Source organism: Deinococcus seoulensis (assembly GCF_014648115.1).
GTDB classification, from domain to species: domain Bacteria; phylum Deinococcota; class Deinococci; order Deinococcales; family Deinococcaceae; genus Deinococcus; species Deinococcus seoulensis.
The window spans coordinates 26018-50181 of the sequence record NZ_BMQM01000016.1 but is presented as its reverse complement, the minus strand read 5'-3'; the positions used below and the strand labels follow the sequence as shown (position 1 = coordinate 50181).

The following is a 24164-nucleotide window of genomic DNA, read 5'->3' as shown; positions in this document are numbered from 1 at the left end:
GCGGCATGACCCTCACCCCGAACGCCCTGCTGCTGCTGAACGCGCAGCGTCACGACCTGGAGGACCGCAGCGACGAGCGGGCGCTGGCGCGCGACTGGGCGCACCACGTGGACGAGGCCCGCGCGGCCGGGTGGCTGGTGGCGTTCGTGCAGTGGGACGCGCCGCGCGGCGCGGACTGGGAGACCTTCTCGAAAGCCTGGACGCTGCACCCGGACTTCCGGGCCGAGCAGGGCGACGTGCTGGTCCGCGCCGCCCGCCCGGACGCCTTCGAGGGTTCGGAACTGGCCGCGCAGCTGCACGGGCGCGCCGTGCGGACCCTGCACGTGCTGGCGCTGCCGGGCACCCCGGAACTCGCGGCGACCCTGGCGTCCGCGCAGGCGGAGGGGTTCGCGGTGTCGGACGTGGTGGTGCCGGCGTGAGCGACCTGAACCTTGAGTACACCCTGGACGTGCTGGTGCGCCTGCTGGACACGCCCAGCCCGACGGGCTTCACGGACCGCGCCGTGACCCTGATCGAATCCGAGTTGCGGGCGCTGGGCGTGCCATCCCGCCGGACCCGCAAGGGCGCGCTGACCTGGGAGGTGCCGGGCACGGGCGAGGGGCACGTGACGTTCAGCGGGCACGTGGACACGCTGGGCGCGATGGTCAAGGGCGTCAAGGACAGCGGCCGGTTGCGGCTGTGGGGGCTGGGCGGGTACGACTGGGCGACCGTGGAGGGCGAGGACGTGCGCGTGCACACGCAGGCCGGGCAGGAACTGACGGGCACGGTCGTGAACGTCCGCCAGAGCACGCACGTGCACGGCGCGGCCCTGCGTGAACTCAAGCGCGAGGCGGCCGTCATGGAGGTCCGGCTGGACGAACCGGTGTTCGGCGCGCGGGACGTGCACGCGCTGGGCGTGGCCGTGGGCGACTTCGTGAGTTTCGACGCGCGGCCCCGCGTGACCGGCAGCGGGTACGTGAAGGCCCGCCACCTGGACAACAAGGCGGCGGTCGCGGTGTTCCTGGCGGTCACGCGCGAGCTGCTGGCCCGCCCGGCGGGCGTCACGGCGGCCTTTCACATCACCACGTACGAGGAGGTCGGGCACGGCGCGGCCACCGGCATTCCCGCGCACACCGACGAACTGATCGCCGTGGACATGGCGGCAGTCGGGGACGGGCAGACCAGCAGCGAGCATCACGTGACGCTGTGCGTGGCAGATGGCGGCGGGCCGTACGATCACGCGCTCGGGAACCGGCTGCGCGCCGCGGCCCGCACGGCCGGGCTGGACCTGCGGGTGGACATCTACCCCTTCTACGCCTCGGACGGCACGGCGGCGTGGCGGGCCGGTGGGGACTACCCGGTGGCGCTGATCGGGCCGGGCGTGGACGCCAGTCACGCCTACGAGCGCACGCACACCGACGCCCTGCGCGCCACGGGTGACCTGATGCTGGCCTACCTGCGCCGCGACTGAACCGGCTGCCAGTTCAGGCCCTCTCCAGACTGGGGCCGCTCCGGTTCAGGGATGGGTGGGCGTGTCCTGCCGGCGCGGCAGCAGCCCGGAGAGGTTTGCGGCGTTCAGGCCGCCGTCCGGGAGGGCGTGGCCGTTCTCGCCGAGCAGGTAGGCGGTCACGTCCAGGACTTCCTGCGGGCTCAGGGTGCCGCGCTGGTCCTGGGGCATGGTGTCGCGGATCAGGTCGTGCAGGCCCAGGGGCGGCAGGTCCGCGAAGCCCGCCTCGAAGCTCTCGCCGCGCAGGGCGGGACCGCTGATGCCCTCCAGGCGGTCGCCGTGACACATGGCACAGGCCAGGACGTACACCGTCTCGCCGCGCGCGGCCTGCACCTGGGCGGCGCTGAGCGGGGCGGCGCTGAGCGGGACGGTGCTGGTCAGGGTGGCGCTGGCGGGGGTGGAGGCCAGCACAGGGGCCGGGGCGGCCACGACCGGCAGCGCCGCGAGGCCGAGTGCCAGCAGACCCGGCAGCAGAGCAGACCGCAGCGCAGGTCGCAGGGTCGGCAGTGGGGCGCGGCGGCCGGAGTGAGTGGGTCGGGTGGGCACGCCGGGCACTGTAGCGCGCACTCGACCCGGACTGACCGGGCGTCCTTTCTTGCCGTGCGGGATGGGCGCCGTGGCCTCCGGTACGCGACCGGGTGGTGGGGTGGGGGCAGATTGCTGGACCGGGTCCAGGAAAGCGGCGAAACGCGAAAAAAGATGTATACAATCCGCGCTTGTCCCTGTAGGCTGGACGTGTGCTCTCCCTTCAGAAAGCGGCCAACATCCTGGGGGCTTTCAGCGCCGAACAACCCGAATGGGGCGTCCGGGCACTGGCCTCCCACCTCGGCGTGCCCCGCGCCACCGCACACGCCTACCTCGCCGGACTGACCGAGGCGGGCTTCCTGCGCCGCACCCCCGCCGGCAAGTACCGCCTGTCCTGGCACCTCGCCGAGATGGGCGCGCAACTCACCGCCTCGCTGCCGTGGTTCCCCGAGGCCCGCGCCCTGATCACCCGGCTGGCCCTGGAGGTCCGCGCCGTGGCGTTCCTGTGCATCCTGGAAGGCGAGGAGGTCGTCGCGACCATCCGCGAACGCCACCCGGACGCCGACATCGACCTGCCGCTCGACGTGTACCTGCCCGCCACCGCCACCGCCAGCGGCAAGATCCTGTACGCGCACGCCGACATCACGCCCCGCAGCTTCGAGGCCTGCACGCCCAGCTCCATCACCTCACTGGACGAATGGAAGACCGAGGTCGCCAAGGTCCGCCGCCTCGGGTACGCGTACTCCATCGAGGAATGGATTCCCGGCCAGTGCACCCTGGGCGTCCCGTACCACGCGCTGCACAGCGGCCTGCCCGACGGACACCCCGGCGACACGGTCGTGGCGGCCATCGGCGTGCAGATGAGCGCCGGACGCTACCTGCGCGAGGAACGCAGCATCCGCGAACGCGTCCTGCAGATCGTCCGCGAGGCCGAAGCGCTGCCCTGACCCCCGCCGCACCCAGCGTCCGGGCCGCCACGCTCAGTCGGCCGCGCCGCCTGCCGACGGGGGCGCGGCCAGCCCCTGCACCTCGGTACGCAGCGCCTGCAATTCCAGTTGCAGGGCCGCCAGCTTCTGCTCGGCGTCGTTCAGGCGCGTCTGCTCCTGCGCCGTGAACTGCGTGAACGGCCGCACCGCGTCCCGCAGGCGCGTATCGGCGCGCTCCTGCTCGCGGCCGTACTCACTGCGCACGATCCGCTCCAGAGCCTCGCGCAGCGCCGCGACCTTCTCCCGCAACTGCCGGTGCGCCTGCAACCGCTTGTTCGGCAGCACGAACAGCCCCAGGCTGCCCAGCGTCAGGCCCGCCAGAATCCCGCCCGTGAAATCCAGCGCGGACGCCCCGATCAGCGCGCCCAGCCCAGCCCCGATGCCCAGGCCGCCCGCCAGGCCGCCCACGGCGCCCTTCATGGCGTCCTCGGCGTCCCGCGACAGCTGCCGCGCCAGTTCCGTCTGCGTGGTCGTCTGCAGGTGCTGCTGCGCGCTGCCCGCGATGCCCTCCAGCAGCGCCGCCCGGTCGTAACTGAACCGCGTGCGGGCCACCGCCGACTCCGGCTGACGCCGCGCCAGGAACACCTGCACGTCCTCCCAGAAACCCAGGTTCACCTCCACGAACCGGTCGATCATCGTCCCGAACTGCCGGTCGATCGCGTCCGGCAACTCCGCCACCGCCTCGCGCCGGAACGCCTCCTCCAGCTCGCGCGCGTTCAGCAGGCCCCGCAGGTTCCCGAACCGCAACTTCTCGTCAATGAAGCGGTCGGCGCGCACCTCGAACTCGCTCAGCAGGCGGTTCACGCGGTTGAGCTGCCCGTCCAGTTCCCCAAGCGTGCTCTCCTGATGCGCCCGCTGCCGCGCCTCCAGTTCCCGCAGCACCTCTAGGTCCTCCGCGAGCGTCTGCCGGGCCGCCGCGCCCCGCGCCTCCTCGCCCGCCAGCAACTCCGCGACCGTTCCCAGCGGACTCAGCAGCTTCAGGCGCGTGCGTTCCACCTCGGACAGCCGCATCCGCAGCACCTCCCGCAGCGCGTGAAAACCCACGTCCCCGCCGCGCTGCTCAGCCCGCGCGCTGATCAGCAGCACCGGCGGCGTCAGGCCCAGCACGCCCCGCGCGCCCGCCTCCACGAACTCCCGCACCTGCGTCTTCTGCTCCGGCGTCTCCAGCAGGTCCGCCTTGTTCACCACCATGATCACACTCCGGCCCCAGCGCGCCGCCAGCGACAGGAACTGCCGCTCGGACTCCGTGAACGGCCGGTCCGCCGACGTCAGGAACAACACCAGATCCGCGCGCGGCAGGAACCCCTCCGTCAGCGCCTGATGCTGACGGACAATCGCGTTCGTGCCCGGCGTATCCACCAGCGCCACCCCCTCCAGCGAGGGCAGCGGGTACGTCAGACGACTCACGAACGGATCACGGGTCGCCTCCATCTGCCCCGGCACCTCCCCGTTCACCAGCACGTAAATCCGGTCCGTGGTCGGCGTCACCCCCTCCGGCAACACCGACGCACCCAGCAGCGCATTCACGAACGAACTCTTGCCCGCGTTGAACTCCCCGACCACCACCAGCAGGAACGCCTCATCCAGCGCCCGCACCGCCACTCGCGCGCCCTCCACCACGTCCGGCGGCGCACCCTGCCCCACCAGCAACCCCAGCACGTCACCCAGCAGCGCCCGCTCACGCCCCAGCAGATCCTGCACCCGACTCGACACCAACATGCCAGACAGCCTACCCGCCCCCACCTGACCACACCTTCAGCAAACCTACCGCCCCTACCGGGGGTAACACGAAGCTGGTGACTGATGCAATCCGCACCAACCACCAGTCAGAGTGAGAACGCCTGCCGTTCAGTTCAGGCCGATGCCCTTACCGACGTTTCTGGGGAACACCGTGACCGTGGAGCGACCACTGCCGGGAACGCGCACGCTTGGACTGCCACCCACCTGACGCTGGGCAGCCAGATTCACGGTGATAGCGGTCCTGCCGACCTGTTGAATGCCTGCGTCTCCCGTCAGACTGAACAGGCGGTCTGGAACGCTGCTCACCTGCGGCAGGGTGACTGGCAGCAGGTAATCCATCACCATCGCGCCCTGCGTGGTGTTAGCCAGCGGTACCGGGAACACAGTTCCAGTCAGTTTCCCGAACGAACGGCGATATTCCATCAGTACCCATGTAGAGGCGTCGTTGAGAGGCTCCGCCGCCGGACGACGGCCACTGCTCAGGGTGGTGCTTCCGGTCAGGACCGAGCGCAGCACCGGATAGTAGGCATACAGGGTGTAACAGTTGGCGGTATCCGGTACGGCCGGGGCTATGAGGGCGCAGTTTGGCGTTTCACTTCTGGGAGGCAGGACTACTGCGATGAAGGCGTCTTGTCCGACCGTCCAGGCTCCCAGCCCAGTCCTTGGATTCTTGACGGTGGGATCGGTACCCAGGTCGAAGGTCGTTCCGGTCGGGTACACGTAAGCGGACTCTCGCAGTCTGGACAGCACGTAAGTCTGCGCGATCTGCGTTTCGGGCAGGAGGTCGTTGCGCGTCTGTAATGACATGGAAGCCCGCGTGGAGGACAGATTCACGTTGAAGACTGCCAGCAGGACCACGCTCATCAGGGCCATGCCGATCAGCAGTTCTACCAGCGTGAAGCCGGCCTGCCGGATCATTGCAAGATCAGTCTTCATGGGTGGGCAATCTCCGTGGAGAAACTGACTGTTTTGCCTGCGCTCGTGGCTGTCGCTGTCACGGTCCGGTTGGTCGGGCTGGTATCCGGCAGGGTCGGATTGACACCGCATGCGGTGCCGGTCGCCTGAACGTCCGTTTCACTGCCGACCTTGTTGAAGTTAGAGTCCATACCCTGCGCCCGGACCTGCACACCCGCAGGAAAACTGGTCAGGGAGACGCAGCCCATCTGATATTTGGGGCTGTCCTGCCACTCACCCTTGACCTGCTCAATGGCGGCCTGGGCGAGGTTGGTCGCGGCCACCTGCTGAGTAGATTGCCGTGACAGCCCGAACAGTCCGGTTAACGGCGCCAAGACGGCAGTCACGATGACAAGCAGTAGCAGGACCGCGACAAGTACCTCAATGATCGTGAAGCCCTGCGTGGCATGACGCTTAGTTGAATCAGGGTTGCGCACTGAAAGTCCCCTTCCCTGTGGTGCCCAGGAGTTTAATGTAAAGCGTCTCACCAAGTTTGTTGCTCAGGATCCAGACGGCTCCACCCGGCACGCTGCTCTCGGCATAAGGGGCAACGTAGGTGATGGTGTTCGCATACGTAGCAACAGGGGCGACCATCACGTCGTTCGGTAGCGTTCGGGTTCCGCTGCCACTCTGCGGCCAGACGGTCACATAGGTGGCTTTGGGGGTGGCATAGGCGGTACTGGTCAGGGTCACGCTAGTAGCCGTGGAGCTTTGCGTGGCCTGGGTGCGCGCGCTGTTCAGATCTGCCAGTAACTGCGTGCCTGCTTCCCTTAATTGCTGCTGCCGGATACCACGCGCACTGCTCACAAACAGAACGGCAGAGAGAATCCCAACGATCGCCATGACCACGAGAAGCTCGATCAGAGAGAACCCCTGGGTGCGCCGGTTTCGTGAGGGAAACGCGGTCACTTCAGGTCCCATCCTTTGCAGTCTGAACCTGATTGCCGTTCTGCTGCAGCTTGATGGGTGTCGTCAGACCGGCGGACCATTCCTGCTGTGTGGGGAAGAAGGGCGGGGTGACGCCCTCGTTGGTGCGCTGATCGTAGACGAAGTTACGCCCGTAACCCTTGCCGTTCGTCAGACCGAACGCGCCGTAGTAGTTCTCGATGATGCCGCCCATCAGGTTCACCTGTCCCAGACTACCGTCTGCGGCACCGCCGTCGTACCCGTCAACCTTGACTTTGCCCTGACTGGCCATCAGAACTGCTTGGATGTTGACGTTTTTAGGCATGCCGGGTCGGGTGCCGGTCGTGGTACAGGCGCCGTCAGCGTCCGTCGCCTTGCAGTTGGGGCTGACCAGATCGATGTCGCCACCAGAGGAGTAGATTCCCAGGATGTTCTTGGCGTTCTTGTTGGTGCAGGTGGCAGCATTGAACACGCCGTTTGTCACCGAGTTGCTGCCGCTACAGGGGGGATCCTGGTACTTGAGGTCGCTGGTGATGGCGATATCGCCGGTGGAGGCCAGGGTCATCTGAGCGAAGGCAGCAATGGCGGCGGGCGCCGTGGCGGGGTTATTGGCGTCGGTCCGCGCGGGTCCGTTGAGGTTGGTCACTCCGTCCTTCGCGTAGATGACACCCGTGAATTTAGTGCCCGTCCCACCCTGCTTCCAGGTGCCCGTGATGGGGTCCTGGGTGGCCTTCGACCACACGTTGGTCGTGGGATTCAGCAGGTACACGTTCTTATCGGCGTCGGTGGCCAGGTTGACGGTACTACTGCCCAGGGTATAGGTAATGCGCTGCACCGGAGTGCTGGTTGTGCCTAAGGTGATATTCGAGGCCTGAAGGGTCAGGTTGGAGGCCGTGCCGTCGATGAACACACCGCCCGACTTGGCCTGCAGCGCCTGGTTGTTGGCGTTCTTGGGCAGCGGGATGAAGTTCTTGTTCCACGACACTCCACCCTGGAACCGGGGGTCGGAGTTCCCGCTGGTGGTGGAGACGACCGGAGCCTGATCATTCGGGGACATCGCACTCTTGTCCTTCCAGGTCGTGCTGTAGAAGTAGGCGCCGGGTTTCGCGGTTACCGAGCAGTAGTCGTCACCGCTGCTGTTCGTTTTGATGGCACCGCCAGGGCAGCCAGCGGACGTGACTTCCCCGCCGAAGTACGGGGTGCCCTGAAAGTTGAAGTTGGAGTTGGTATGCACAGGACCGGAGAACAGGGTGTTGCTGGTGAAGGTAATGCGTGAGCAGTTGCTGGGGGTCGAGGCGCAGCCTGCCTCAGCAGAACTGCTGGAATAGTGACGGTTGGTTAGCAGCGCGTACTTGGCAAACGACCCGCGCCCGACGTTCAGCGTGTAGGTCTTGTTCTGGCTGCCCACGGCGAGGTTGCGGGTTGAACTGCTGTCTGGTGTGCCAGTGGCGGAAACGGAGGGCACCGAGAGGGTCAGAACGAAGGTGTCCGTTGCCGTTTTCTGCACGGAGTTCAGGATCAGGCGGACGCGGCTGGAGTATTCAGCGTTGTTCTTGCCTCCCTTCAGTGTGATGCCGTCTGCACTGAACAGCTGCGCCCAGAAGGACCGGCCGTCTCCACTGACAGCATAGGACGCCGACGTAAACGAGGTTACGGGAATGTACTTGGTAAAGAAGTCCAGGCGGTTCCCGGTACCGAGCGTCGTGACGGACTGGCTTCCGAGAACACCCTGCGAACCGGTGACACCGCACAGGACGTTGGTCACGTTATTCACGACGTTCACAGGCAGAGCCGTCAATCCGCACAGGCTCAGGATGTCGGTCTCCATCTGCGTGGTCGTGACACCTGATGGACCGGACGGAATGACCATGGAGTTGGGTTGCAGGAGACTGTTGACGAGATTCAGCTGCGTCTGCGAGCGCGACAGGCCCGCTTCCGCCGCGTACATGGCGCGGATAGAGGACTCCTGTGCGGTGGAGCTGCGCCGGGAGGACAGCGCCAGTTGCGAGGTGATCGCCAGGATCACGACCATCATGACCATGACCACCAACACGGTCACGATCAGCATGGCTCCCTCGGTGCGGTGAGACTTCTTCATAGCAGCAGTCTGTTCCTTGTGAGGAGCAGAAACCACCCCAGGGCAGGGGCTCACCTGATAGGGGGTATTTTGTCGATTCAGACGCCGTTTGTGACTTTTTTGTGAGGCGGAGGGGTGTAGCACCTGTGCGCGGCGAGACTGCTGACTGGGCACCGAAACACGCAAAGAGTCGGCACACCTGCCACCACTTTGTTTTTCACTGTAGGCGGTACAGTGTGGGGGTGACTTGGCTGAAGCCTGTGGATGTGGGTCGTGACGCGCAGTCGGCGTACGGTGAGTTCTTGCGGGATCTGGAGGCGCGTCTGTCGGATCCGGGTACGGACCGGTTCGTGCTGGCGCGTGAGGTGCTGTCCGAGGCGATGTACGGCCGTCCTTATGCGGCGCTGGTGGCGGATGCGCCGCTGGCGGCGTTGAATCTGGATGCGCGGAACGTGACGTTCGAGGCGGAGTACTACATGGCGACGGACACGGAGTTGTTCGGGCGGGTCAAGCCGCTGCTGTGGCTGTGGAAGAACCTGGATCTGACGCCGGTCGGGCAGAATCCGGTGCTGGGGATTCCGGTGCGGCGGGTGCTGGCGGAACGGATTTTCCGGCGGGTGGGGCGGGATTTCAAATGCTGGCAGAACGTGGAGTTCAGCGTGGGGTACAACATGGAGGTGGGGGACGATGTGGTCGTTCACCGGCATGTGCTGCTGGATGACATTGGTGGGATCGAGTTGCATGACGGGGCGAGCATCAGTGATTACGTGAACGTGTACAGCCATACGCACAGCGTGCTGGACGGCCCGGATGTGACGTTGCGGCGTACGGTGATCGGGCGTGGCGCGCGGATCACGTACCATTCGACGGTCCTGGCGGGCAGTGTGGTCAGCGATGATGCAATGCTGGCGACGCACGCGTTGCTGCGCAGTGATATTCCGCCGCACGGGATTGCGATGGGCGTGCCGGCCCGCACGACGCGCTTCAAGGTGCGGGAGCCGCAGGAGGTGCTGGTGGATTCGCGGTCGCTGGTGCGCGTGCCGGACCGGAAGGCGAACCCGGAGTTTCCGGAGCCCACGCCGAATCAGACGCGCGTGGCGTCAGAGGATGATCTGGCGGGCCGCGCGCTGGTGACCGGGGAACGCTGAGCCGACGGATGTAAAAAGGTGGCAGGTGGCCGTTACGTGCCATCTGCCATCTCTCTCTGGTGCTTACAGGGTGGTGTGTTCGCCGGGTTTGATGATGCGGATGTCCACGCCGCGTGCCTGCCCGTGGCGCTGGAAGACGGCGGGGTCGCCGGTCAGGGGCGGGAAGGTGCCGTAGTGCATGGGGATGGCGACGCGGGGGCGGAGCAGGTCGAGGGTGCGGGCGGCTTCCTCGGGGCCCATGGTGTAGTGGTCACCGATGGGCAGGATGGCGGCGTCGAGGCCGCGGTCGCCGATGAGGTTCATGTCGCCGAAGAGGTTGGTGTCGCCGGCGAAGTACACGCGCTTGTCCCCGAGTTCGATGATCAGGCCGGTGGGCATGCCGCCGTACGTGCCGTCCGGGAAGGAACTGCTGTGCCAGGCGGGCGTGAGGGTGACGCTGCCCCAGTCGGTGCGGTAGGTGCCGCCGATGTTCATGCCGGTGGCGTTCGTCGCGCCGCGCTGCTGGGCGTACCCGGCGATTTCGGCGGTGGCGATCAGGGGGGTGCCGGTGCGCGTGAATTCCAGGGTGTCGCCCCAGTGGTCGCCGTGCGCGTGGCTGATCAGGACGGCCGTCACGTTCCAGTTCAGGGCGTCTTGCAGGGTGATGGTCGCCTGGGGGTTGCCCTGGATGAACGGGTCGATCAGCAGGCGGGTCTGGTCGTGTTCGAGCATGAAGGCGCTGTGGCCGATGAAGTGAATGTTCATGGGGGGTCTCCTTGAGGGGGGGGTGCCGGTGGGCCGGTCCCGAGGCTACGGCGGCGCGGCGTGCGGGACGGTAGGGCTGAACACCGTATAGTGGGCGCGCAACGACTTCTGTTTTTCGTCCCGTTTGTTTGACGTTTGTTTGAAAGGAGCGCCGTTCAAGTCATGCCCACTCCGTTCGGTCAGGTGAATGTCCGGGATGTTCTGGACATCCTGCTGGTCACGTTCCTGGTGTACCAGGGGTACCTGCTGGTGGCGGGAACGCGGGCGGTGAACGTGGTGCGCGGCATTCTGGTGTTCGCGGGGGTGTGGGTGGCGGCGCAGGTACTGAACCTGCCGACCCTGAGTTACCTGCTGGGGCGGGCGGGCACGGTGGGGATCTTCGCGCTGGTGGTGCTGTTCCAGCCGGAGTTGCGTGCGGCGCTGGAGCGGGTGGGTCGGCCGCGTGGGCGGGATACCGGGGCGAGCGGCGCGGCGTTGCAGGATCTGGCGCGGGCCATGGAGCGCCTCGCGGAACGCAAGACGGGCGCGCTGATTGCGATCGAGCGGCGCACGCCGCTGGGTGAGTACGCGGCGACGGGCGTGTCGCTGGACGCGCTGGTGAGCGTGCCGTTCCTGGAGGCGTTGTTCGCGCGGAATGCGCCGCTGCATGACGGTGGGGTGATCATTCAGGGGTCGCGGGTCATCTCGGCCGGGTGTCTGTTTCCGTTGCAGTCGAGTGACGGCACGTACCGGCGGTACGGTACGCGGCACCGCGCGGCGATCGGGCTGTCGGAGTTGACGGACGCGGTGGTGCTGGTGGTCAGTGAGGAGCGGGGAAGCATGAGGATCGCGCTGGCGGGGCGGCTGGGGCCGGACCTGAACGGAACGGAGTTGAGGGAGCAGTTGCGGGCGCTGGTGTACGACCGGACGGCGTTCATGGAGCCGGACGGGTCGGCGCTGGACCCGGATGAACTGGACGCCGGGAGTGACGTTCCGGCGCGGGAGTCGCCGTGAGGGGCGGGTCGGACCTGGGGGCGCGGCTGCGGCGCTGGCTGGACCCGCGGTACGCCTGGACGCGCGGCACGCACAACCTGGGCCTGAAGGTGCTGGCGCTGGGGGTGTCCGTGACGTTGTGGGTGGTGGCGACCACGGACCGGCGCGCGAACGTCGAGCAGGGGTTCAACGTGCCGGTGTCGGTGCGGGACACGACGGGCGGCGGCGAGGAGAAACGCGCGACGAGTAACCTGAGTCCGTCGTCGGTGCGGGTGACGTTGTGGGGCCGTCCGGACCGGCTGCGCGAGTTGCAGCCGGAGAACATCGAGGCGGTCGTGGACGTGACGGGCGTGCCGGAGGGGAGTTTCACGCAGCCTGTGACGGTCACGGCGCCCAGCGGGACCGAGGTGCGGCGGCAGACGCCGTCGCGGGTGCAGGGGTTCCTGGATACGCAGGTGACGCGCACGTTGCCGGTCACGCTGGGCGTGGCGTCGCCGCCCGAGGCGAGCGTGCCCCGGTACGTGGTGTCGCCGGCCGAGGCGCAGGTGTCCGGGCCGGGGCGGGTGGTGTCGACCGTGACGCGCGTGGTGACCAGTCCGGTGGCGCTGTCGGCGGGGGCCGAGCGGGAGGTGCCGCTCGTTGCGCTGGATGAGGCGGGCCTGCCGGTCGAGGGCGTGAAGGCCCGGCCGTCGACGGTCACGGTGCGCCGCCTGGATACCGGGGAACTGCCGGTGAAGACGGTGCGGGTGGTGCTGAACGAGCCGCCGGCGACGTTGCGGGTCACGTCGGTCAGCGTGCAGCCCAGCACGGTGCGGGTGGTGGCGGCGCCGGAACTGCTGGGGCGGCTGCGGGAGGTGGCGGGCGTGGTCACGTACCGGGTCGGGACGTACACCGCGCCGGTGAACCTGTCGATCCCGGCGGGCGCGCAGGCGCTGGAGACCGTCAGTGTGCGCCTCACGGTCGAGCGGGTCACGCCGACCAGTCCAGCGCCCTGAGGGAACGGCACAGGGCAGGGCAGGCGTGGAAGGCGGCCCGGTCGGCAGCGTGAGCGGCGGGCGCAACCTGCGCGGTAACACGGCGTGTGGCGGGCCGGAAAGTGACCGGGATGTCAGCGCGGCGGGGAATGCGGGGCGTATAGTCTGTTCATGATGTGGGGAATCGGCCACATGATCCTGTGATCGCCCAGCTCCTCGTACCCCGGCACCCTGTGGCCGAGTGGACCGGCTGGGAAGAACGCGTGCGCCTGATGGTCCGGCCCAGGCGGTACGAACACGTGCTGCGCGTGGCGGAACTGGCCGCGCAGATCGCGCTGGCCAACGGCCTGGACGACATGCGCGCCTACGCCGCCGGGATCCTGCACGACATTGCCCGTGACCTGCCGGACAGCGAACTGCTGCGCCTGGCACCCCCGGAGTGCGAGATCGACGCCGGGCACCCGCTGGCCCTGCACGGGCGGGCGGCGCGGGTGCTGCTGGAACGCTGGGGGTACCAGGATCAGGTGGTGCTGGAGGCCGTGGAGGACCACACGACCGGGCCGCGCGGCGGGAACCGGGTGGCGGACTGCGTGTACATCGCGGACGTGTCCGAACCGGGGCGCGGCGTGAACGCCGATATCCGCGAACTGGCGTTGCGGGACCTGAACGCGGCGCTGGAACGGGCCATCGTCTCGAAGGTCACGTACCTGCAGGGGCGCGGCATTCAGGTGCATCCGCGCACGTTGCAGGCCTATCATGCGCTGCCGTGCGTCGCTCAACAGAACCAACCTCCCCTTCCCTGCCTGCCTCAACTGTGACCCGCCCGCCCCGGATTGCCGGGCTGCGCGCCCTGCAGGCGTTCGGCCTGACCCTGTCGTGCCTGTCGCTGGGGGGCTTCGCGCTGCTCAGCGGGGCGGGCCGCACGGTCGCGTCGGCGGTGGTGCCGGGCGCCGCGCCGCAGTTCACGGTGCTGATCGCCGGGCGGGACATCGTGTACTGCTACTACCAGCAGCCCTGCAAGGATCAGGATCAGCGGACGGGGCTGGTGCAACCGCCGAACACGGACACGGTCATGCTGGTCAAGGTGGACGGTTCGCGCGTGCGGGTGCTGAACATCCCGCGTGACACGAACGTCGGGCCGTTCGACCGTTTCAGTTCCATCGCGGCGCAGAAGGTGAACAGTCAGTACTTCTCGGGCGGCCCGGAGGCGCTCACGCGGGCCGTGGAGACCATCACGGGTGAACGGGTGGACTCGTACGTGATCGTGCGCACCGATTACGTCGAGCGGGTCATCGACGCGCTGGGCGGCCTGGACGTGACGGTGCCCGAGGGCGGCATCGAGTGGATCGACCGGGCGGCGGGCGTGAACCTGCAACTGACGGCCGGGCCGCACCACCTGGAAGGCGAGGAGGCCGTGCTGTTCCTGCGGGTCCGGAAGGGCTTCGGGGACGATTACGGCCGCATCGACCACCAGAAGCAGGCGTTGACGCAGCTGGCGGGCCGCCTGAAGTCCGCGCAGGGCCTCGCGGCGCTGCCCACCATCCTGGGCGGCATCGGGAACGGCGTGGAGACGAACGCCGACCCGAACACCCTGGCGGCCCTGCGGCCGTTCCTGAGTCAGCTGAAACTGAGTTTCGCGACGCTCCCCACCGACGAGATTCCCGGCACGTTCAACCTCGCCGTGAACCGCGAGCGGCTGGCCGCGCTGTGGGGCGACACCCCGGCCCCCGTGACGGCCACGCCGGACGTGAAGGTGTCGGTCGTGGATGCCAGCGGCGCGAACCTGGGCGCGGGCCTGAAGACGGCCCTGACGGCACTCGGCTACCCGGACGTGCAGGTGACGGTCGCGCCGCCCAGCCAGGAGGCCAGTCAGGTGTTCACGCAGCAGGACGTGGCGCAGGCCGGGGTGCTGGCCGACCTGCTGAACCTGCCGCGCCTGCAGGGCGAACGCTTCCCGGTCACGGCGGGCGAGGTGGGCGTGCTGCTGGGCCGCGACGCCCAGGGCACCCTGAGCGAACTGGCCGCGCTGGCCGGCACCCCGGTGGCCCCCGATCCCCCGGTAGCCGACGACGCCGCGCTGCCGGGCCCGTCACCCGAACCGCTGCCCGCCGACGCACCCGGCAGTAACTGATACGGATTCCGTTTGTTTCGTTAACAACCCGGAACATCACCGGGTTGCCAACTCCACGCCCGGAACCCGTTTCTCTCCTACTCGCATCCGCTCGGACCCAGCGGCTTTATAAGCCATTCAATCGGAGTCCGTATGAGACGGAATTCCGGCGCTGGGCGCGCCGGGAGGGCCGCCGGGCAGCCGGGCCGGGTGAGCCACGTCGCCTTCGGCGCGGCCCGTCCCTGTACACTGACCTGTTGCTGCGCCGCCCGCCGCCACGCCCACCCCCCACTGCGGGTGGCAGGAACGCTGACGGGGCCGCGCTCACCGCGTCTCAGGCGGACAGGTCGCGGCCCTCAGCGCAGCGCTCACCCTGAAGCGCGCTCCTGCTCACGGCCCGGCCGCGCCGCGCGCCACCACGACCCCCACCCCCCTGCCCCACCGGAGTTTTCATGACACCAGACACCCGCACCCTGACCCAACTGCAAGCCATCGTGGACGCCGCCCGTGAACGCCGCGCCGAGGACGTCACGGTCCTCGACCTGACCGACGTCAGCTCCACCCTGGAGTACTTCGTGATCTGCACCGCCACCGCCGGGTTGCAGCTGAACGCCGTGCAGGAGAACATCCGCGAGAAGGCCATGGCCGCCGGTCTGCCCCGCCCCAGCGTGGAAGGCCCCAGCGAACGCTGGCTGCTGCTCGCCTTCGGCGGCGGCATCGTCGTGCACATCATGACCAAGGACGCCCGCGAGTACTACGACCTCGAAGGCCTCTGGAGCGACGCGCGCGCCCTGGACTTCCCGGACGTGCAGGACAGCCCGAAAGCCTGATACGGACTCGGACTGAATGGCTTATAAAGCCGTTCAATCCGAGCGGATGCGAGAAGGAGATTAACGAGTTCCGCATGACTGAACGCCCGGCCCTCACTGCACACGTGAGGGCCGGGCGTTTTGCTGGCAGTCGTTCAGGCGGGTGGGCCGGGCAGCGCGGCCTGGATGCTGCCGGGCAGTTCGCGGGCCACGCGGTCCAGGGTGCGGCTGGCGGCGGCGCGGATCATCTTCTCGAAGGCCGCGCCGCCCCAGCCCTGCGCGTCGGGCGTGGCGAGGTGCGCGCGGAACTGGAAGGCGAAGTGCAACTCGGGCTGCGGACCGGCGTCCTGCACGCGCGCCTGCCCGGCGACCTCCACCCAGGCGCGCTCGCCGCTCAGGGCCTGCGGGATCAGGTCCGCGCCGTCCTGCGTGAGGCTCAGGAGGCTGTGGAACGGCAGGTCGGCGTCCCCCAGGCCCGGCAGCGGCACGACCAGTTCGCCGCGCACGCCGCCCTCACCGGCGCGCAGGTCCCGCAGGAAGCGCAGGCGGCCCAGCGCGCGGGCCGGGTCGCGCACGAAGGCCAGCGCGGCGTCCCGGTCGCCGGGGAACGTCAGCGTGAAGGTCTGCTCGGCGTCGAAGATCACGCGGGGCTCCGGCGGACGGGGGCGGGCATCATACGGATTCCGTTTATTTCGTTAACAGATCGGAACACCACCGATCTGTTAACTCCACGTCCGGAACCCGCCCAGCTCCTACTCGCTTCGCTCGGATTGAACGGCTTTATAAGCCATTCAATCGGAGTACATATCAGTCCACCCATTCGATCACGACGCGGTTCTCGGCCAGCGCGGCCTGCAACTCGGCGTCCCCGGCGCTGCGGAGCCTTGAGAGGTGCGCGAAGCGGGGCGTGGCCGACGCGAAGCCCAGCCGGACGATCACGTCGTCGCTGGCCTCGTCCTTCCCGATGCGCCACACCAGCTGCCCGCCCAGCGCTTCCAGCTGGCGCAGCAGGTCCGGCGTGACCGGGGGGTCGCCGTTCGGGTCGCCGGGCAGGTCACTGGGCAGGTCGGCACTCATGCGGGCCATTGTACGCGGCGGGCCGGGGCGGGTAGAACAGGAAGCATGACAGACATCAACGCCGATCCCGCTGCCGGTTCCGCCGCTGGCCTCAGCTGGCGCGCCCTGGAAACCCGCGTGGGCCTGGACAGCCTGCCTGCCTTTCACCGGGCGTTCCTGACGTGGCGCGGCATGGAGGGCACAGGCGACATGCCGCTGCGGCGCGTACAGCAGCGCGTGGAGGCCGAACTGAACCGCCTGGTGCAGGCCGGTCAGGCCACCCGCGACGGCGAGGACTGGCACCTGAGTCCGGACGCCCTGAACGGCTTCCCGCAGGCGCAGCCGTTCCTGACCTGATACGGATTCCGTTTGTTTCGCCAACAATCCGGAACTTCACCGGATTGCCGGCTCCACGTCCGGAACCCGTTTTGCTCCCACTCGCTTCGCTCGGATTGAATGGGCTGCAAAGCCCCTTCAATCGGAGTCCGTATGAGCGGCAAGCCCGTATCCTGTGGGGATGACTGCTTCCCCTCTCCCCTGCCCCGTCCGCCCGGAGTCCGTATGAGCCTGCGCATTCTGGGCGGCAGCGCCAAGGGCCGCGCGCTGGAAGTGCCGGACAGCGCCCGGCCCAGCGGCGCGCGCATCCGCAAGAGCCTGTTCGACCTGCTGGCCGCGCGCCTGCCGGAAGGGACCTTCCTGGACATGCACGGCGGCAGCGGCGCCATCGGCCTGGAAGCCGCCAGCCGTGGGTACCGGGTGACGCTGATCGAGATGGACGGCCGCGCCGTGAAGGCGCTCGAGGCGAACGCCCGCGCGCTGGGCCTGCGTGCCCGCATCCTGAAAGGTGACGCGCAGAGCCTGATGCCCGCACTCGGGCCGTTCGATATCGTGTTCAGCGACCCGCCGTACGACGTGGATATTCCCGCGCTGGCCGCGAACCTGCTCGCGCGGAACGTGGTGCGGCCCGGCGGCCTGCTGATCTGTCAGCATCCGGACCGTGCTCGCCTGCCTGAACGGGCCGGGTACACCCGCGAGGTCCGCGAGTACGGCAGTAACAGCCTGACCATCTATGAACGCGACGAACCCACCGAAGAACCGACGGACGGCGCTGATGGCCATGAAGGCGCGGCGGAAGTAGGGTAAGGTGACGGGGCTATGAACGCTGTCTTTCCCGGGTCGTTCGACCCCATCACCAGCGGGCACATGGACGTCCTGACGCGCGCCGCGAAGATCTTCGACCACGTGACCGTGACGGTCATGCACAACGCCCGCAAGCAGGGCCGCCACCTGTTCACGCTGGAGGAACGCATGGACATCCTGCGCGGGGCGACCGCGCACCTGCCGAACGTCCGGGTGGACACCTTCGGGGGCCTGCTGGTGGACTACATGGCCCGCCAGGAGCCGGGCAGCGTGATCCTGCGCGGCCTGCGGGCGGTCAGCGACTATGAGTACGAGTTGCAGATCGCGCACCTGAACCGCCAGATCGGGGACGCCGAGACGGTGTTCATCATGGCCGCCACCCGCTGGAGTTTCGTGAGCAGTTCCATGGTCCGCGAGATCGCCAGTTACGGCGGCGACGTGAGCGAGATGGTCCCGCGCGCCAGTGCCGCCGCGCTGCGCCGTAAGCACGCCGACGTGTACGCCGAACGCGAGGCCGAGAAGGAAGAGCAGAGGCAGGCGCAGCAGGAACAGCCGGGCCGCTGATCCCACAGGCAGGGGGCCGGACACGCCAGTGGTGTCCGGCCCCCTCCTTTCACTGCGTCGTTACTGCCCTGCGGCAGTCTTCAGTGCCCCGGCCTTGGGCGTCTGCTCCCAGGGGAACTCCGGGCGGCCGAAGTGACCGTAGGCGGCGGTCTGCGCGTAGATGGGGCGTTGCAGGTCCAGTTCCGCGATGATCGACTGCGGGCGGGCGTCGAAGTGCGCGGCGATCAGTGCGGCCAGCTGCTCGTCGCTGACGGTGCCGGTGCCGTAGGTGTCCACGCGCAGGCTGACGGGCCCGGCGCGGCCGATGGCGTACGCGATCTCGACCAGCGCGCGGCGGGCCAGTCCGGCAGCCACGACGTTCTTGGCGATGAAGCGGGCGTAGTACGCGGCCGAGCGGTCGACCTTGGTGGGGTCCTTGCCGCTGAACGCGCCGCCGCCGTGCGGGACGGCCCCGCCGTAGGTGTCCACGATGATCTTGCGGCCGGTCAGGCCGGTGTCGCCGTGCGGACCGCCGATGACGAAGCGGCCCGACGGGTTGATGAAGTACTTGGTGTCGTCGGTCAGGTACTCGGCAGGGATCACGGCGCGGATGACGTGCTCAAGCATGTCGGCGCGGATCTGTTCCTGCGTGACATCCTCGCTGTGCTGGGTGCTGATGACGACGGTGTCCACCAGGGTCTGGGTGGCCTCGTGGGGCTCGCCGTCCCGGACGACCGTGACCTGGGCCTTGGCGTCGGGGCGCAGGTACGGCAGCGTGCCGTCCTTGCGCAGCTCGGCGAGGCGGCGCGTCAGCTTGTGCGCGAGGCTGATGGGCAGCGGCATCAGTTCCGGGGTCTCGTCGGTGGCGTAACCGAACATCAGGCCCTGGTCGCCCGCACCCACCATGGAGTGCGCGTTGGCCGGGTCGGCGCGCTGCTCGGGAGTCATGGCGCGCCACTCCTCGCTGGTGTCCACGCCGGTGGCGATCTCGGGGCTCTGCTCGTGGATGCTGACCAGCACCGCGCTGTACTCGGCGTCGAAGCCGTAGTTGGCGCGGGTGTAACCGACCTGCTTGACGGCCTCGCGGACGGTCTTCTGCACGTCCACGTGCGCGGTCTCGGCGCGGACCTCGCCCGCCACGACGGCCATGCCGGTGGTCAGGAGGGTCTCGACGGCCACGCGACTGGTGGGTTCCTGGCGCAGGAACTCGTCGAGGATGCTGTCCGAGATGAAGTCGGCGAGCTTGTCAGGGTGCCCTTCGGACACCGATTCCGAGGTGTAGTATTTCCGCATACTGGCTCCTTGCGTGCGGGGGGGCGTCTCACAGAACCGCCTGGAGAGGGATGTCGCTGCGGTCCCCGCACGGCGCGGCGCTGCCCGTGCCGGATCAACCGGGCGGGACAGACCGTGTCGATCCGCAGCGTACCGCACCGCGCCGGGGCTGAAAAGGACGAAAGGGCAGGGTCTGGCCTGGGGAGAGGCGTGGCCGGCCACGCCAGACGCGCCGGGTCCGGGCGGGGCGATCCCGGTGCCTGCGGGGCGGCGGCACCTGACATGGACCTGACCGGAGGGCTCAGAATGAGGTCAATGAGCCACGTCGTTGTCATCGAGGATGAGGGAACAGTGCGGGACGTCCTGCGCTTTCACCTGGAGCGGGCGGGGCTGCGGGTCACGGCCCTGGATTCCACGGCGGGCGCCCTGGACGCCCTGAACGGCGCCGACGCCCTGGTGCTGGACTGGATGCTGCCCGGCGAGAGCGGCCTGGGGTTCCTGCGCCGCCTGCGCGCCGACGCGGAACTGCGCCGACTGCCGGTGCTGATGCTGACCGCACGCGCCGCCGAGGCCGAGCGGGTCGAGGGGCTGGAATCCGGCGCGGACGACTACCTGACCAAGCCGTTCTCGGCGGCGGAACTGGTGGCGCGCGTGCGGGCGTTGCTGCGGCGCACGCAGCCGGAGGTGCCGCCCACCATGACGAACGGCCCACTGACCGTGGACGTGGGGGCCGCCGAGGCCCGCGTGAGTGGCAGCCGCCTGAACCTGACCCGCCGGGAGTTCGACCTGCTGGCGTTCCTGACGCAGCACGTGGGCCGCGTGTACTCGCGCACGGAACTGCTCGACCGGGTGTGGGGCGCGGACTTCCTGGGCGGCGAGCGCACGGTGGATCAGCACGTGACGCAGTTGCGCGCGCACCTGGGGGACGATCCCAGCCGTCCCGGTTTCCTGGAGACGGTGCGCGGCAAGGGCTACCGCATGCGCCCCTGGACGGACGCCCCATGACGCCCGCCCGCCCGTCCGGTCCGGACGACGCGCCGCACGGCCGTGCGCCCACCGCCGCGCCGGACACCTCTGCCGCGCCGGACGCGTCCGCTGACGCCTGGATGGCGTGGATGGACGCGCTGCCGCAGGCGGTCCTGCTGACCCGCGCGGGGCTGGTCACGCGCGTGAACGCCTCTGCCGTGCGGCTGTGGGGCGTGCCGCAGGAGCGCGCCTCGGGCCGCCCGGTGCTGGAGGTCGTGCGGCGGCACACGCTGGAAACGCTGCTGGAACGCGGCGGGGAACTGGAACTGGAGGTCACGGGCCGCACGCTGCGCTGCACGGCCACCCGCAGCGGCGAGCACACGGCGCTGATCGTGGAGGACATCACCGAGCACCGCCGCCGCGAGGCGGAACTGCGCGAGGCGACCGCCGTGCTGAGCCACGAGTTCCGCACGCCGGTCGCGGCGCTGCGCGGGGTGCTGGAGGCGCTGGAGTACGACATGCCGCGTGACCTGTCGCAGAACTTCGTGCGGCAGGGCCTGCAGGAGACCGAGCGGCTGGCGCGGCTGGTCGAGGACCTCGCGGTGGGGTTCCGGCCCACGCGGGCGCGGACGCTGCCGCTGGCCGAGGCGTTCACGCGCGCCGAGCGGCTGCTGAGCGCCGAACTGCACGCGCGCGGCGCGGCCGTCACGTTCGGCGCGGATCACCTGGTGCGCGCCGACCCGGACAAGCTGCTGCAGGTGCTGCTGAACCTGATCGAGAACGCCCTGAAGTACGGCCCGGCCGGTCCCGGCACGACCATCGAGGTCGTCACGGCCGAGCGGGGCACCTGGGTGGAGGTCAGCGTGCTGGACCGGGGCACCCCAATTCCCGATACCGAGAACCTGTTCCGGGCGCACACGCGGGGCCGCGCGGCGACCGGGCAGGGCAGCGGCATGGGCCTGTACATCGTCCGGAGCATCGTGCAGGGCTGGGGCGGTCAGGCGTGGGCCGAGCGGCGCGGCGACGCGAACGCCTTCTGTTTCACGCTGCCCGGCGTGGGCGGCCTGGGCCTGTAGGCCCGCGCCGCGCCGCCCGCTTTCTCATCTCTTCTTGCCTCCCGCCGGGGTGGGTGCGCGGCGCTGATCGCGCGGTGACACGGCAGGCCCCGCAGGATGATACGTTCATGAACAGGAGTCCCCATGCGTGAAGCCCTTGAAAACGATCTACGTGCCGTCCTGAACGGCGCCCTGAACATGCTCGGCACGGTCGAGCGGATGCTGCCCGTGGCGGCCGACGTGCTGCTGCGTGAGAACGTGGACCGCCTGCCGGAAGTCAAGGCCCTGGACCGCGAGGTGGACGCGCAGGAGGCGCAGATCGAGGCCGAGTGCCTGCGGATCATCGCGCTGCACCAGCCGGTCGCGCGGGACCTGCGGATGGTCGCGCTGATCCTCAAGAGCCTGAGTGACATCGAGCGCATGGGCGATTACGTGGTGCACGTCGCCGAGGACGGCGCGGAGCTCGCGCAGGCCCCGGCGCTCAAGCGGTACGTGAACCTCGCGCGGATGCTCGAGCGGCTGGGCGAGATGAGCGAGAACCTGCGCACCGCCATCGCCGACCGTGACGTGACGCGCGCCGAGGCGACCGTGCAGATGGACGACGAGGTCGACGACCTGTACGAACAGATCCAGCGTGAACTGGTCACGTACATGCTCGAGGACCCCCGCAACATCAGCAAGGCGCTGATGCTGATGCGGGTGGGCCGCAGCCTGGAACGCGTGGGTGACCACATGGAGAACATCGCCGAGCGCGTGCGTTACTGGGTGACCGGGCAGCGCGAGGGCTGAACGCCGTCATCCGGCGCGGGCCACTCCTTCCTGGTGGGGGGGTGGCCCGCGCCGTTGCCGGGGGCTCTATCCTGTGGGGCGTGAATGCGTTGAAGTCCGGGCCGACCGTGCTGGTGATCGTGGGTGGCAGCATGGCGGCGGTGAAGGCCCCGTCGGTGCTGCGGCGGCTGCGTGAGCGGGGGGCGGCGGTGCAGGTGATCGCCACGCGCGCGGCGCTGGCGTTCATCACGGAACTGAGCCTGAGTACGGCGGCGGACGGCCCGGTCGGCACGGACGAGCACTGGTTCGAGGCCCGGCCCGACGCGCTGCACCTGACGCACGCGCGGGCGGACGTGGCGGTGGTGGTGGGCGCGTCGGCGGAGTTGCTGGCCGGGGCGGCGCACGGGCACGCGAACGAGCTGGCGCTGGCGACGCTGCTGAGCGTGCGCGGGCCCGTGCTGTGGGTGCCCGCCATGAACGAACTGATGTGGACGCACCCGGCGGTGCAGGCGAACGCGGCCACCCTGCGCGGCTGGGGGCACGCGTTCCTGGGGCCGGAGGTCGGGGCCTTCGGGACGCGCGGCGAGGGCAGCGGCGTGGGCCGCATGAGCGAGCCGGGCGACATCGCGGACGCGGCGCTGGCCCTCCTGTCACCGCTCTCCCCTGCCCCGGTGCGGGACCTGGAGGGCGTGCGGGTGGTCGTGTCGGCCGGCCCGACCCGCGAGTACCTGGACCCGGTGCGGTTCATCAGCAACCCGTCGAGCGGCAAGATGGGCTTCGCGGTGGCCGAGGAGGCCCGCGACCGGGGGGCGGACGTGACGCTGGTGACCGGCCCGGTGAACCTGCCGGACCCGGCGGGGATGCGGGTCGTGCGGATCGAGTCGGCGCTGGAACTGCGGGACGCAGTGGTGGAGGCGGCGCGCGCGGCGGGTATCGTGGTGATGACGGCGGCGGTCGCGGATTACCGCGCGGCTGCCCAGAGCGGCGAGAAGCAGGCGAAGGTGGCGGGCGACGTGACCATTCACCTGACGCCGAACCCGGACATCCTGGCGCAACTGGGGCAGGAGAAGGGGGAGCGCGTGCTGGTGGGCTTCGCGATGGAGACGCACGCGGGCGTGGAACGCGCGGCCCTCAAGGCGCAGCGGAAGAACGCGGATTTCATCCTGCTGAACTACCCGACGCGCGAGGGCACGGCGTTCGGCGGGGATGACAATCAGGTGACGCTGGTGCGCCCGGACGGCTCGCATGAGGACTGGCCGCGCGTCAGCAAGCGCGAGGTGGCGCGGCGACTGCTGGATGAGGCGGCGCGGCGCCTGCCGGGTCGGACGGCCGGACCAGCGACGGCCTCCACCACCCCGCCCATTGAATAATTCACCGCTTATGCATACCATGGGAGGAATGCCGGGATCGCTGAGCAAGGAACAACGTCAGAAACGCATTCAGGACATCATCGCCAGAGAAAGCGTCAGCACCCAGGGTGAACTGGTCGAACGCCTCCGTCAGGGCGGCATCCGCGTCACGCAGGCCACCGTCAGCCGCGACATCAACGAACTGCGCCTCGTGCGCCTCCCGGTCGGCAAGGGCCGCCACCGCTACGCCCTGGCGCAGACGACCGGGCACACCGACGCCCTGGAGGAACTCGCCCGCCTGTTCCAGAACTTCGTGCACGACGTGGACCGGGGCGAGAACATGCTGGTCATCCGCACCGCCGAGGGACACGCCAGCGGCGTCGCGCTGCTGCTCGACCGGGTGCGCCGCGACGACATCGTCGGCACCATCGCCGGAGAGGACACCATCTTCGTCGTGGCCCGCACCACCGCCGAGGCCGAGAGCATCATGGAGGAATTCCACGCCCTGATGCTGGGATAACAGCGGGTGATGGTTGAAAGTTGATGGTTGATAGAGAGGCGGCGGGCGGCCCTTTCTATCAACC

Annotated in this window: 27 protein-coding genes; 17 read left to right on the top strand and 10 right to left on the bottom strand. The window is 69.0% G+C overall.

The window, feature by feature from the left end; genetic code table 11:
* The first annotated feature begins 5 nt into the window (after window positions 1-5).
* Window positions 6-419 (top strand): isochorismatase family protein, encoded by a 414-nt coding sequence (locus IEY70_RS12210; protein ID WP_189065295.1) that lies wholly within the window; start codon window positions 6-8, stop codon window positions 417-419.
* Window positions 416-1450 (top strand): M42 family metallopeptidase, encoded by a 1035-nt coding sequence (locus tag IEY70_RS12205; RefSeq protein WP_189065294.1) that lies wholly within the window; start codon window positions 416-418, stop codon window positions 1448-1450. The genes IEY70_RS12210 and IEY70_RS12205 overlap by 4 nt, the downstream gene beginning before the upstream one ends.
* Before the next feature lie 45 nt (window positions 1451-1495).
* On the opposite strand, the gene IEY70_RS12200 is transcribed toward IEY70_RS12205, so the two are convergent.
* Window positions 1496-2032 carry a c-type cytochrome gene (locus IEY70_RS12200; RefSeq protein ID WP_189065293.1) on the bottom strand — a complete coding sequence of 179 codons (537 nt, stop codon included), beginning with the start codon at window positions 2030-2032 and terminating at the stop codon, window positions 1496-1498.
* A 191-nt stretch (window positions 2033-2223) separates the two neighbouring features.
* Between IEY70_RS12200 and IEY70_RS12195 the strand changes: the two genes are divergently transcribed.
* A complete protein-coding gene (locus IEY70_RS12195) occupies window positions 2224-2958 on the top strand; it encodes an IclR family transcriptional regulator (RefSeq protein WP_189065292.1) in 735 nt (244 codons plus the stop codon).
* 33 nt (window positions 2959-2991) lie between these two features.
* Here IEY70_RS12195 and IEY70_RS12190 read toward each other — a convergent pair whose 3' ends face one another.
* The 5 genes from IEY70_RS12190 to IEY70_RS12170 all read right to left on the bottom strand — a co-directional run bounded on the left by IEY70_RS12190 (window position 2992) and on the right by IEY70_RS12170 (window position 8695).
* Window positions 2992-4716: a dynamin family protein gene (locus IEY70_RS12190; RefSeq protein WP_189065291.1), complete on the bottom strand. Its 1725-nt coding sequence runs from the start codon at window positions 4714-4716 to the stop codon at window positions 2992-2994.
* A 129-nt stretch (window positions 4717-4845) separates the two neighbouring features.
* Window positions 4846-5673: a PilW family protein gene (locus IEY70_RS12185; protein ID WP_189065290.1), complete on the bottom strand. Its 828-nt coding sequence runs from the start codon at window positions 5671-5673 to the stop codon at window positions 4846-4848.
* On the bottom strand, window positions 5670-6128 hold the full coding sequence (locus tag IEY70_RS12180; protein ID WP_189065289.1) for a prepilin-type N-terminal cleavage/methylation domain-containing protein: 459 nt from the start codon (window positions 6126-6128) through the stop codon (window positions 5670-5672). The genes IEY70_RS12185 and IEY70_RS12180 overlap by 4 nt, the downstream gene beginning before the upstream one ends.
* The gene (locus IEY70_RS12175) at window positions 6115-6612 is read right to left on the bottom strand and encodes a pilus assembly FimT family protein (protein WP_189065288.1); all 498 of its coding nucleotides are present in this window, start codon (window positions 6610-6612) and stop codon (window positions 6115-6117) included. Before IEY70_RS12175 ends, IEY70_RS12180 begins: the two co-directional genes overlap by 14 nt.
* Window positions 6602-8695: a DUF4900 domain-containing protein gene (locus IEY70_RS12170; protein ID WP_189065287.1), complete on the bottom strand. Its 2094-nt coding sequence runs from the start codon at window positions 8693-8695 to the stop codon at window positions 6602-6604. Before IEY70_RS12170 ends, IEY70_RS12175 begins: the two co-directional genes overlap by 11 nt.
* 221 nt (window positions 8696-8916) lie before the next feature.
* Here IEY70_RS12170 and IEY70_RS12165 point away from each other — a divergent pair, with 221 nt between their 5' ends.
* Window positions 8917-9822, top strand: coding sequence for an acyltransferase (locus tag IEY70_RS12165; protein WP_189065336.1), 906 nt, complete (start codon window positions 8917-8919; stop codon window positions 9820-9822).
* A gap of 63 nt (window positions 9823-9885) precedes the next feature.
* Here IEY70_RS12165 and IEY70_RS12160 read toward each other — a convergent pair whose 3' ends face one another.
* A complete protein-coding gene (locus tag IEY70_RS12160) occupies window positions 9886-10566 on the bottom strand; it encodes a metal-dependent hydrolase (RefSeq protein WP_189065286.1) in 681 nt (226 codons plus the stop codon).
* A 162-nt stretch (window positions 10567-10728) separates the two neighbouring features.
* Here IEY70_RS12160 and cdaA point away from each other — a divergent pair, with 162 nt between their 5' ends.
* The 5 genes from cdaA to rsfS all read left to right on the top strand — a co-directional run bounded on the left by cdaA (window position 10729) and on the right by rsfS (window position 15452).
* A complete protein-coding gene (gene cdaA / locus IEY70_RS12155) occupies window positions 10729-11559 on the top strand; it encodes a diadenylate cyclase CdaA (protein ID WP_229777898.1) in 831 nt (276 codons plus the stop codon).
* Window positions 11556-12533, top strand: a complete 978-nt coding sequence (locus IEY70_RS12150; protein ID WP_189065285.1) for a CdaR family protein — start codon at window positions 11556-11558, stop codon at window positions 12531-12533. The genes cdaA and IEY70_RS12150 overlap by 4 nt, the downstream gene beginning before the upstream one ends.
* Before the next feature lie 179 nt (window positions 12534-12712).
* Window positions 12713-13330 (top strand): bis(5'-nucleosyl)-tetraphosphatase (symmetrical) YqeK, encoded by a 618-nt coding sequence (gene yqeK / locus IEY70_RS12145; protein ID WP_189065284.1) that lies wholly within the window; start codon window positions 12713-12715, stop codon window positions 13328-13330.
* Window positions 13327-14643 carry an LCP family protein gene (locus tag IEY70_RS12140; protein ID WP_229777897.1) on the top strand — a complete coding sequence of 439 codons (1317 nt, stop codon included), beginning with the start codon at window positions 13327-13329 and terminating at the stop codon, window positions 14641-14643. The genes yqeK and IEY70_RS12140 overlap by 4 nt, the downstream gene beginning before the upstream one ends.
* A gap of 431 nt (window positions 14644-15074) precedes the next feature.
* Window positions 15075-15452 (top strand): ribosome silencing factor, encoded by a 378-nt coding sequence (gene rsfS / locus IEY70_RS12135; protein ID WP_189065283.1) that lies wholly within the window; start codon window positions 15075-15077, stop codon window positions 15450-15452.
* A 134-nt stretch (window positions 15453-15586) separates the two neighbouring features.
* On the opposite strand, the gene IEY70_RS12130 is transcribed toward rsfS, so the two are convergent.
* Window positions 15587-16075 carry a DUF3809 domain-containing protein gene (locus IEY70_RS12130; protein ID WP_189065282.1) on the bottom strand — a complete coding sequence of 163 codons (489 nt, stop codon included), beginning with the start codon at window positions 16073-16075 and terminating at the stop codon, window positions 15587-15589.
* A 163-nt stretch (window positions 16076-16238) separates the two neighbouring features.
* Window positions 16239-16508 carry a DUF3248 domain-containing protein gene (locus tag IEY70_RS12125; protein ID WP_189065281.1) on the bottom strand — a complete coding sequence of 90 codons (270 nt, stop codon included), beginning with the start codon at window positions 16506-16508 and terminating at the stop codon, window positions 16239-16241.
* 45 nt (window positions 16509-16553) lie between these two features.
* Between IEY70_RS12125 and IEY70_RS12120 the strand changes: the two genes are divergently transcribed.
* The 3 genes from IEY70_RS12120 to coaD all read left to right on the top strand — a co-directional run bounded on the left by IEY70_RS12120 (window position 16554) and on the right by coaD (window position 18191).
* Window positions 16554-16844, top strand: coding sequence for a hypothetical protein (locus IEY70_RS12120; RefSeq protein WP_189065280.1), 291 nt, complete (start codon window positions 16554-16556; stop codon window positions 16842-16844).
* A gap of 204 nt (window positions 16845-17048) precedes the next feature.
* Complete coding sequence (locus IEY70_RS12115; protein ID WP_189065279.1) at window positions 17049-17630, top strand: RsmD family RNA methyltransferase; 582 nt, start codon at window positions 17049-17051, stop codon at window positions 17628-17630.
* A gap of 12 nt (window positions 17631-17642) precedes the next feature.
* Entirely contained in the window at window positions 17643-18191 is a 549-nt protein-coding gene (coaD, locus tag IEY70_RS12110) for a pantetheine-phosphate adenylyltransferase (RefSeq protein WP_189065278.1), read from the top strand.
* Between the two features lie 60 nt (window positions 18192-18251).
* Here the strand turns inward: coaD and metK are convergent, their stop codons facing one another.
* The gene (gene metK / locus IEY70_RS12105; protein ID WP_189065277.1) at window positions 18252-19463 is read right to left on the bottom strand and encodes a methionine adenosyltransferase; all 1212 of its coding nucleotides are present in this window, start codon (window positions 19461-19463) and stop codon (window positions 18252-18254) included.
* Window positions 19464-19757: 294 nt separating this feature from the next.
* On the opposite strand from metK, the gene IEY70_RS12100 reads away from it, so the two are divergent.
* The 5 genes from IEY70_RS12100 to argR all read left to right on the top strand — a co-directional run bounded on the left by IEY70_RS12100 (window position 19758) and on the right by argR (window position 24100).
* Window positions 19758-20447: a response regulator transcription factor gene (locus IEY70_RS12100; RefSeq protein ID WP_189065276.1), complete on the top strand. Its 690-nt coding sequence runs from the start codon at window positions 19758-19760 to the stop codon at window positions 20445-20447.
* A gap of 101 nt (window positions 20448-20548) precedes the next feature.
* Window positions 20549-21484 (top strand): sensor histidine kinase, encoded by a 936-nt coding sequence (locus IEY70_RS12095; RefSeq protein WP_189065334.1) that lies wholly within the window; start codon window positions 20549-20551, stop codon window positions 21482-21484.
* 123 nt (window positions 21485-21607) lie between these two features.
* Entirely contained in the window at window positions 21608-22252 is a 645-nt protein-coding gene (gene phoU / locus IEY70_RS12090) for a phosphate signaling complex protein PhoU (protein ID WP_088248791.1), read from the top strand.
* Window positions 22253-22332: 80 nt separating this feature from the next.
* Window positions 22333-23601: a bifunctional phosphopantothenoylcysteine decarboxylase/phosphopantothenate--cysteine ligase CoaBC gene (gene coaBC, locus IEY70_RS12085; RefSeq protein WP_268243912.1), complete on the top strand. Its 1269-nt coding sequence runs from the start codon at window positions 22333-22335 to the stop codon at window positions 23599-23601.
* 28 nt (window positions 23602-23629) lie between these two features.
* Window positions 23630-24100, top strand: a complete 471-nt coding sequence (gene argR / locus IEY70_RS12080) for an arginine repressor (protein WP_189065275.1) — start codon at window positions 23630-23632, stop codon at window positions 24098-24100.
* The last annotated feature ends 64 nt before the right edge of the window (window positions 24101-24164 follow it).

Bases quoted from the DNA above. Each gene is read 5' to 3' on its own strand.
- metK (WP_189065277.1), bottom strand. From the start codon at position 19,463: ATGCGGAAATACTACACCTCGGAATCGGTGTCCGAAGGGCACCCTGAC.
- cdaA (WP_229777898.1), top strand. From the start codon at position 10,729: ATGCCCACTCCGTTCGGTCAGGTGAATGTCCGGGATGTTCTGGACATC.
- coaD (WP_189065278.1), top strand. From the start codon at position 17,643: ATGAACGCTGTCTTTCCCGGGTCGTTCGACCCCATCACCAGCGGGCAC.
- IEY70_RS12185 (WP_189065290.1), bottom strand. From the start codon at position 5,673: ATGAAGACTGATCTTGCAATGATCCGGCAGGCCGGCTTCACGCTGGTA.
- IEY70_RS12120 (WP_189065280.1), top strand. From the start codon at position 16,554: ATGACAGACATCAACGCCGATCCCGCTGCCGGTTCCGCCGCTGGCCTC.
- argR (WP_189065275.1), top strand. From the start codon at position 23,630: ATGCCGGGATCGCTGAGCAAGGAACAACGTCAGAAACGCATTCAGGAC.
- IEY70_RS12125 (WP_189065281.1), bottom strand. From the start codon at position 16,508: ATGAGTGCCGACCTGCCCAGTGACCTGCCCGGCGACCCGAACGGCGAC.
- IEY70_RS12115 (WP_189065279.1), top strand. From the start codon at position 17,049: ATGAGCCTGCGCATTCTGGGCGGCAGCGCCAAGGGCCGCGCGCTGGAA.
- IEY70_RS12100 (WP_189065276.1), top strand. From the start codon at position 19,758: ATGAGCCACGTCGTTGTCATCGAGGATGAGGGAACAGTGCGGGACGTC.
- IEY70_RS12160 (WP_189065286.1), bottom strand. From the start codon at position 10,566: ATGAACATTCACTTCATCGGCCACAGCGCCTTCATGCTCGAACACGAC.
- rsfS (WP_189065283.1), top strand. From the start codon at position 15,075: ATGACACCAGACACCCGCACCCTGACCCAACTGCAAGCCATCGTGGAC.
- IEY70_RS12170 (WP_189065287.1), bottom strand. From the start codon at position 8,695: ATGAAGAAGTCTCACCGCACCGAGGGAGCCATGCTGATCGTGACCGTG.
- phoU (WP_088248791.1), top strand. From the start codon at position 21,608: ATGCGTGAAGCCCTTGAAAACGATCTACGTGCCGTCCTGAACGGCGCC.
- IEY70_RS12175 (WP_189065288.1), bottom strand. From the start codon at position 6,612: ATGGGACCTGAAGTGACCGCGTTTCCCTCACGAAACCGGCGCACCCAG.
- IEY70_RS12210 (WP_189065295.1), top strand. From the start codon at position 6: ATGACCCTCACCCCGAACGCCCTGCTGCTGCTGAACGCGCAGCGTCAC.
- IEY70_RS12095 (WP_189065334.1), top strand. From the start codon at position 20,549: ATGGCGTGGATGGACGCGCTGCCGCAGGCGGTCCTGCTGACCCGCGCG.
- IEY70_RS12190 (WP_189065291.1), bottom strand. From the start codon at position 4,716: ATGTTGGTGTCGAGTCGGGTGCAGGATCTGCTGGGGCGTGAGCGGGCG.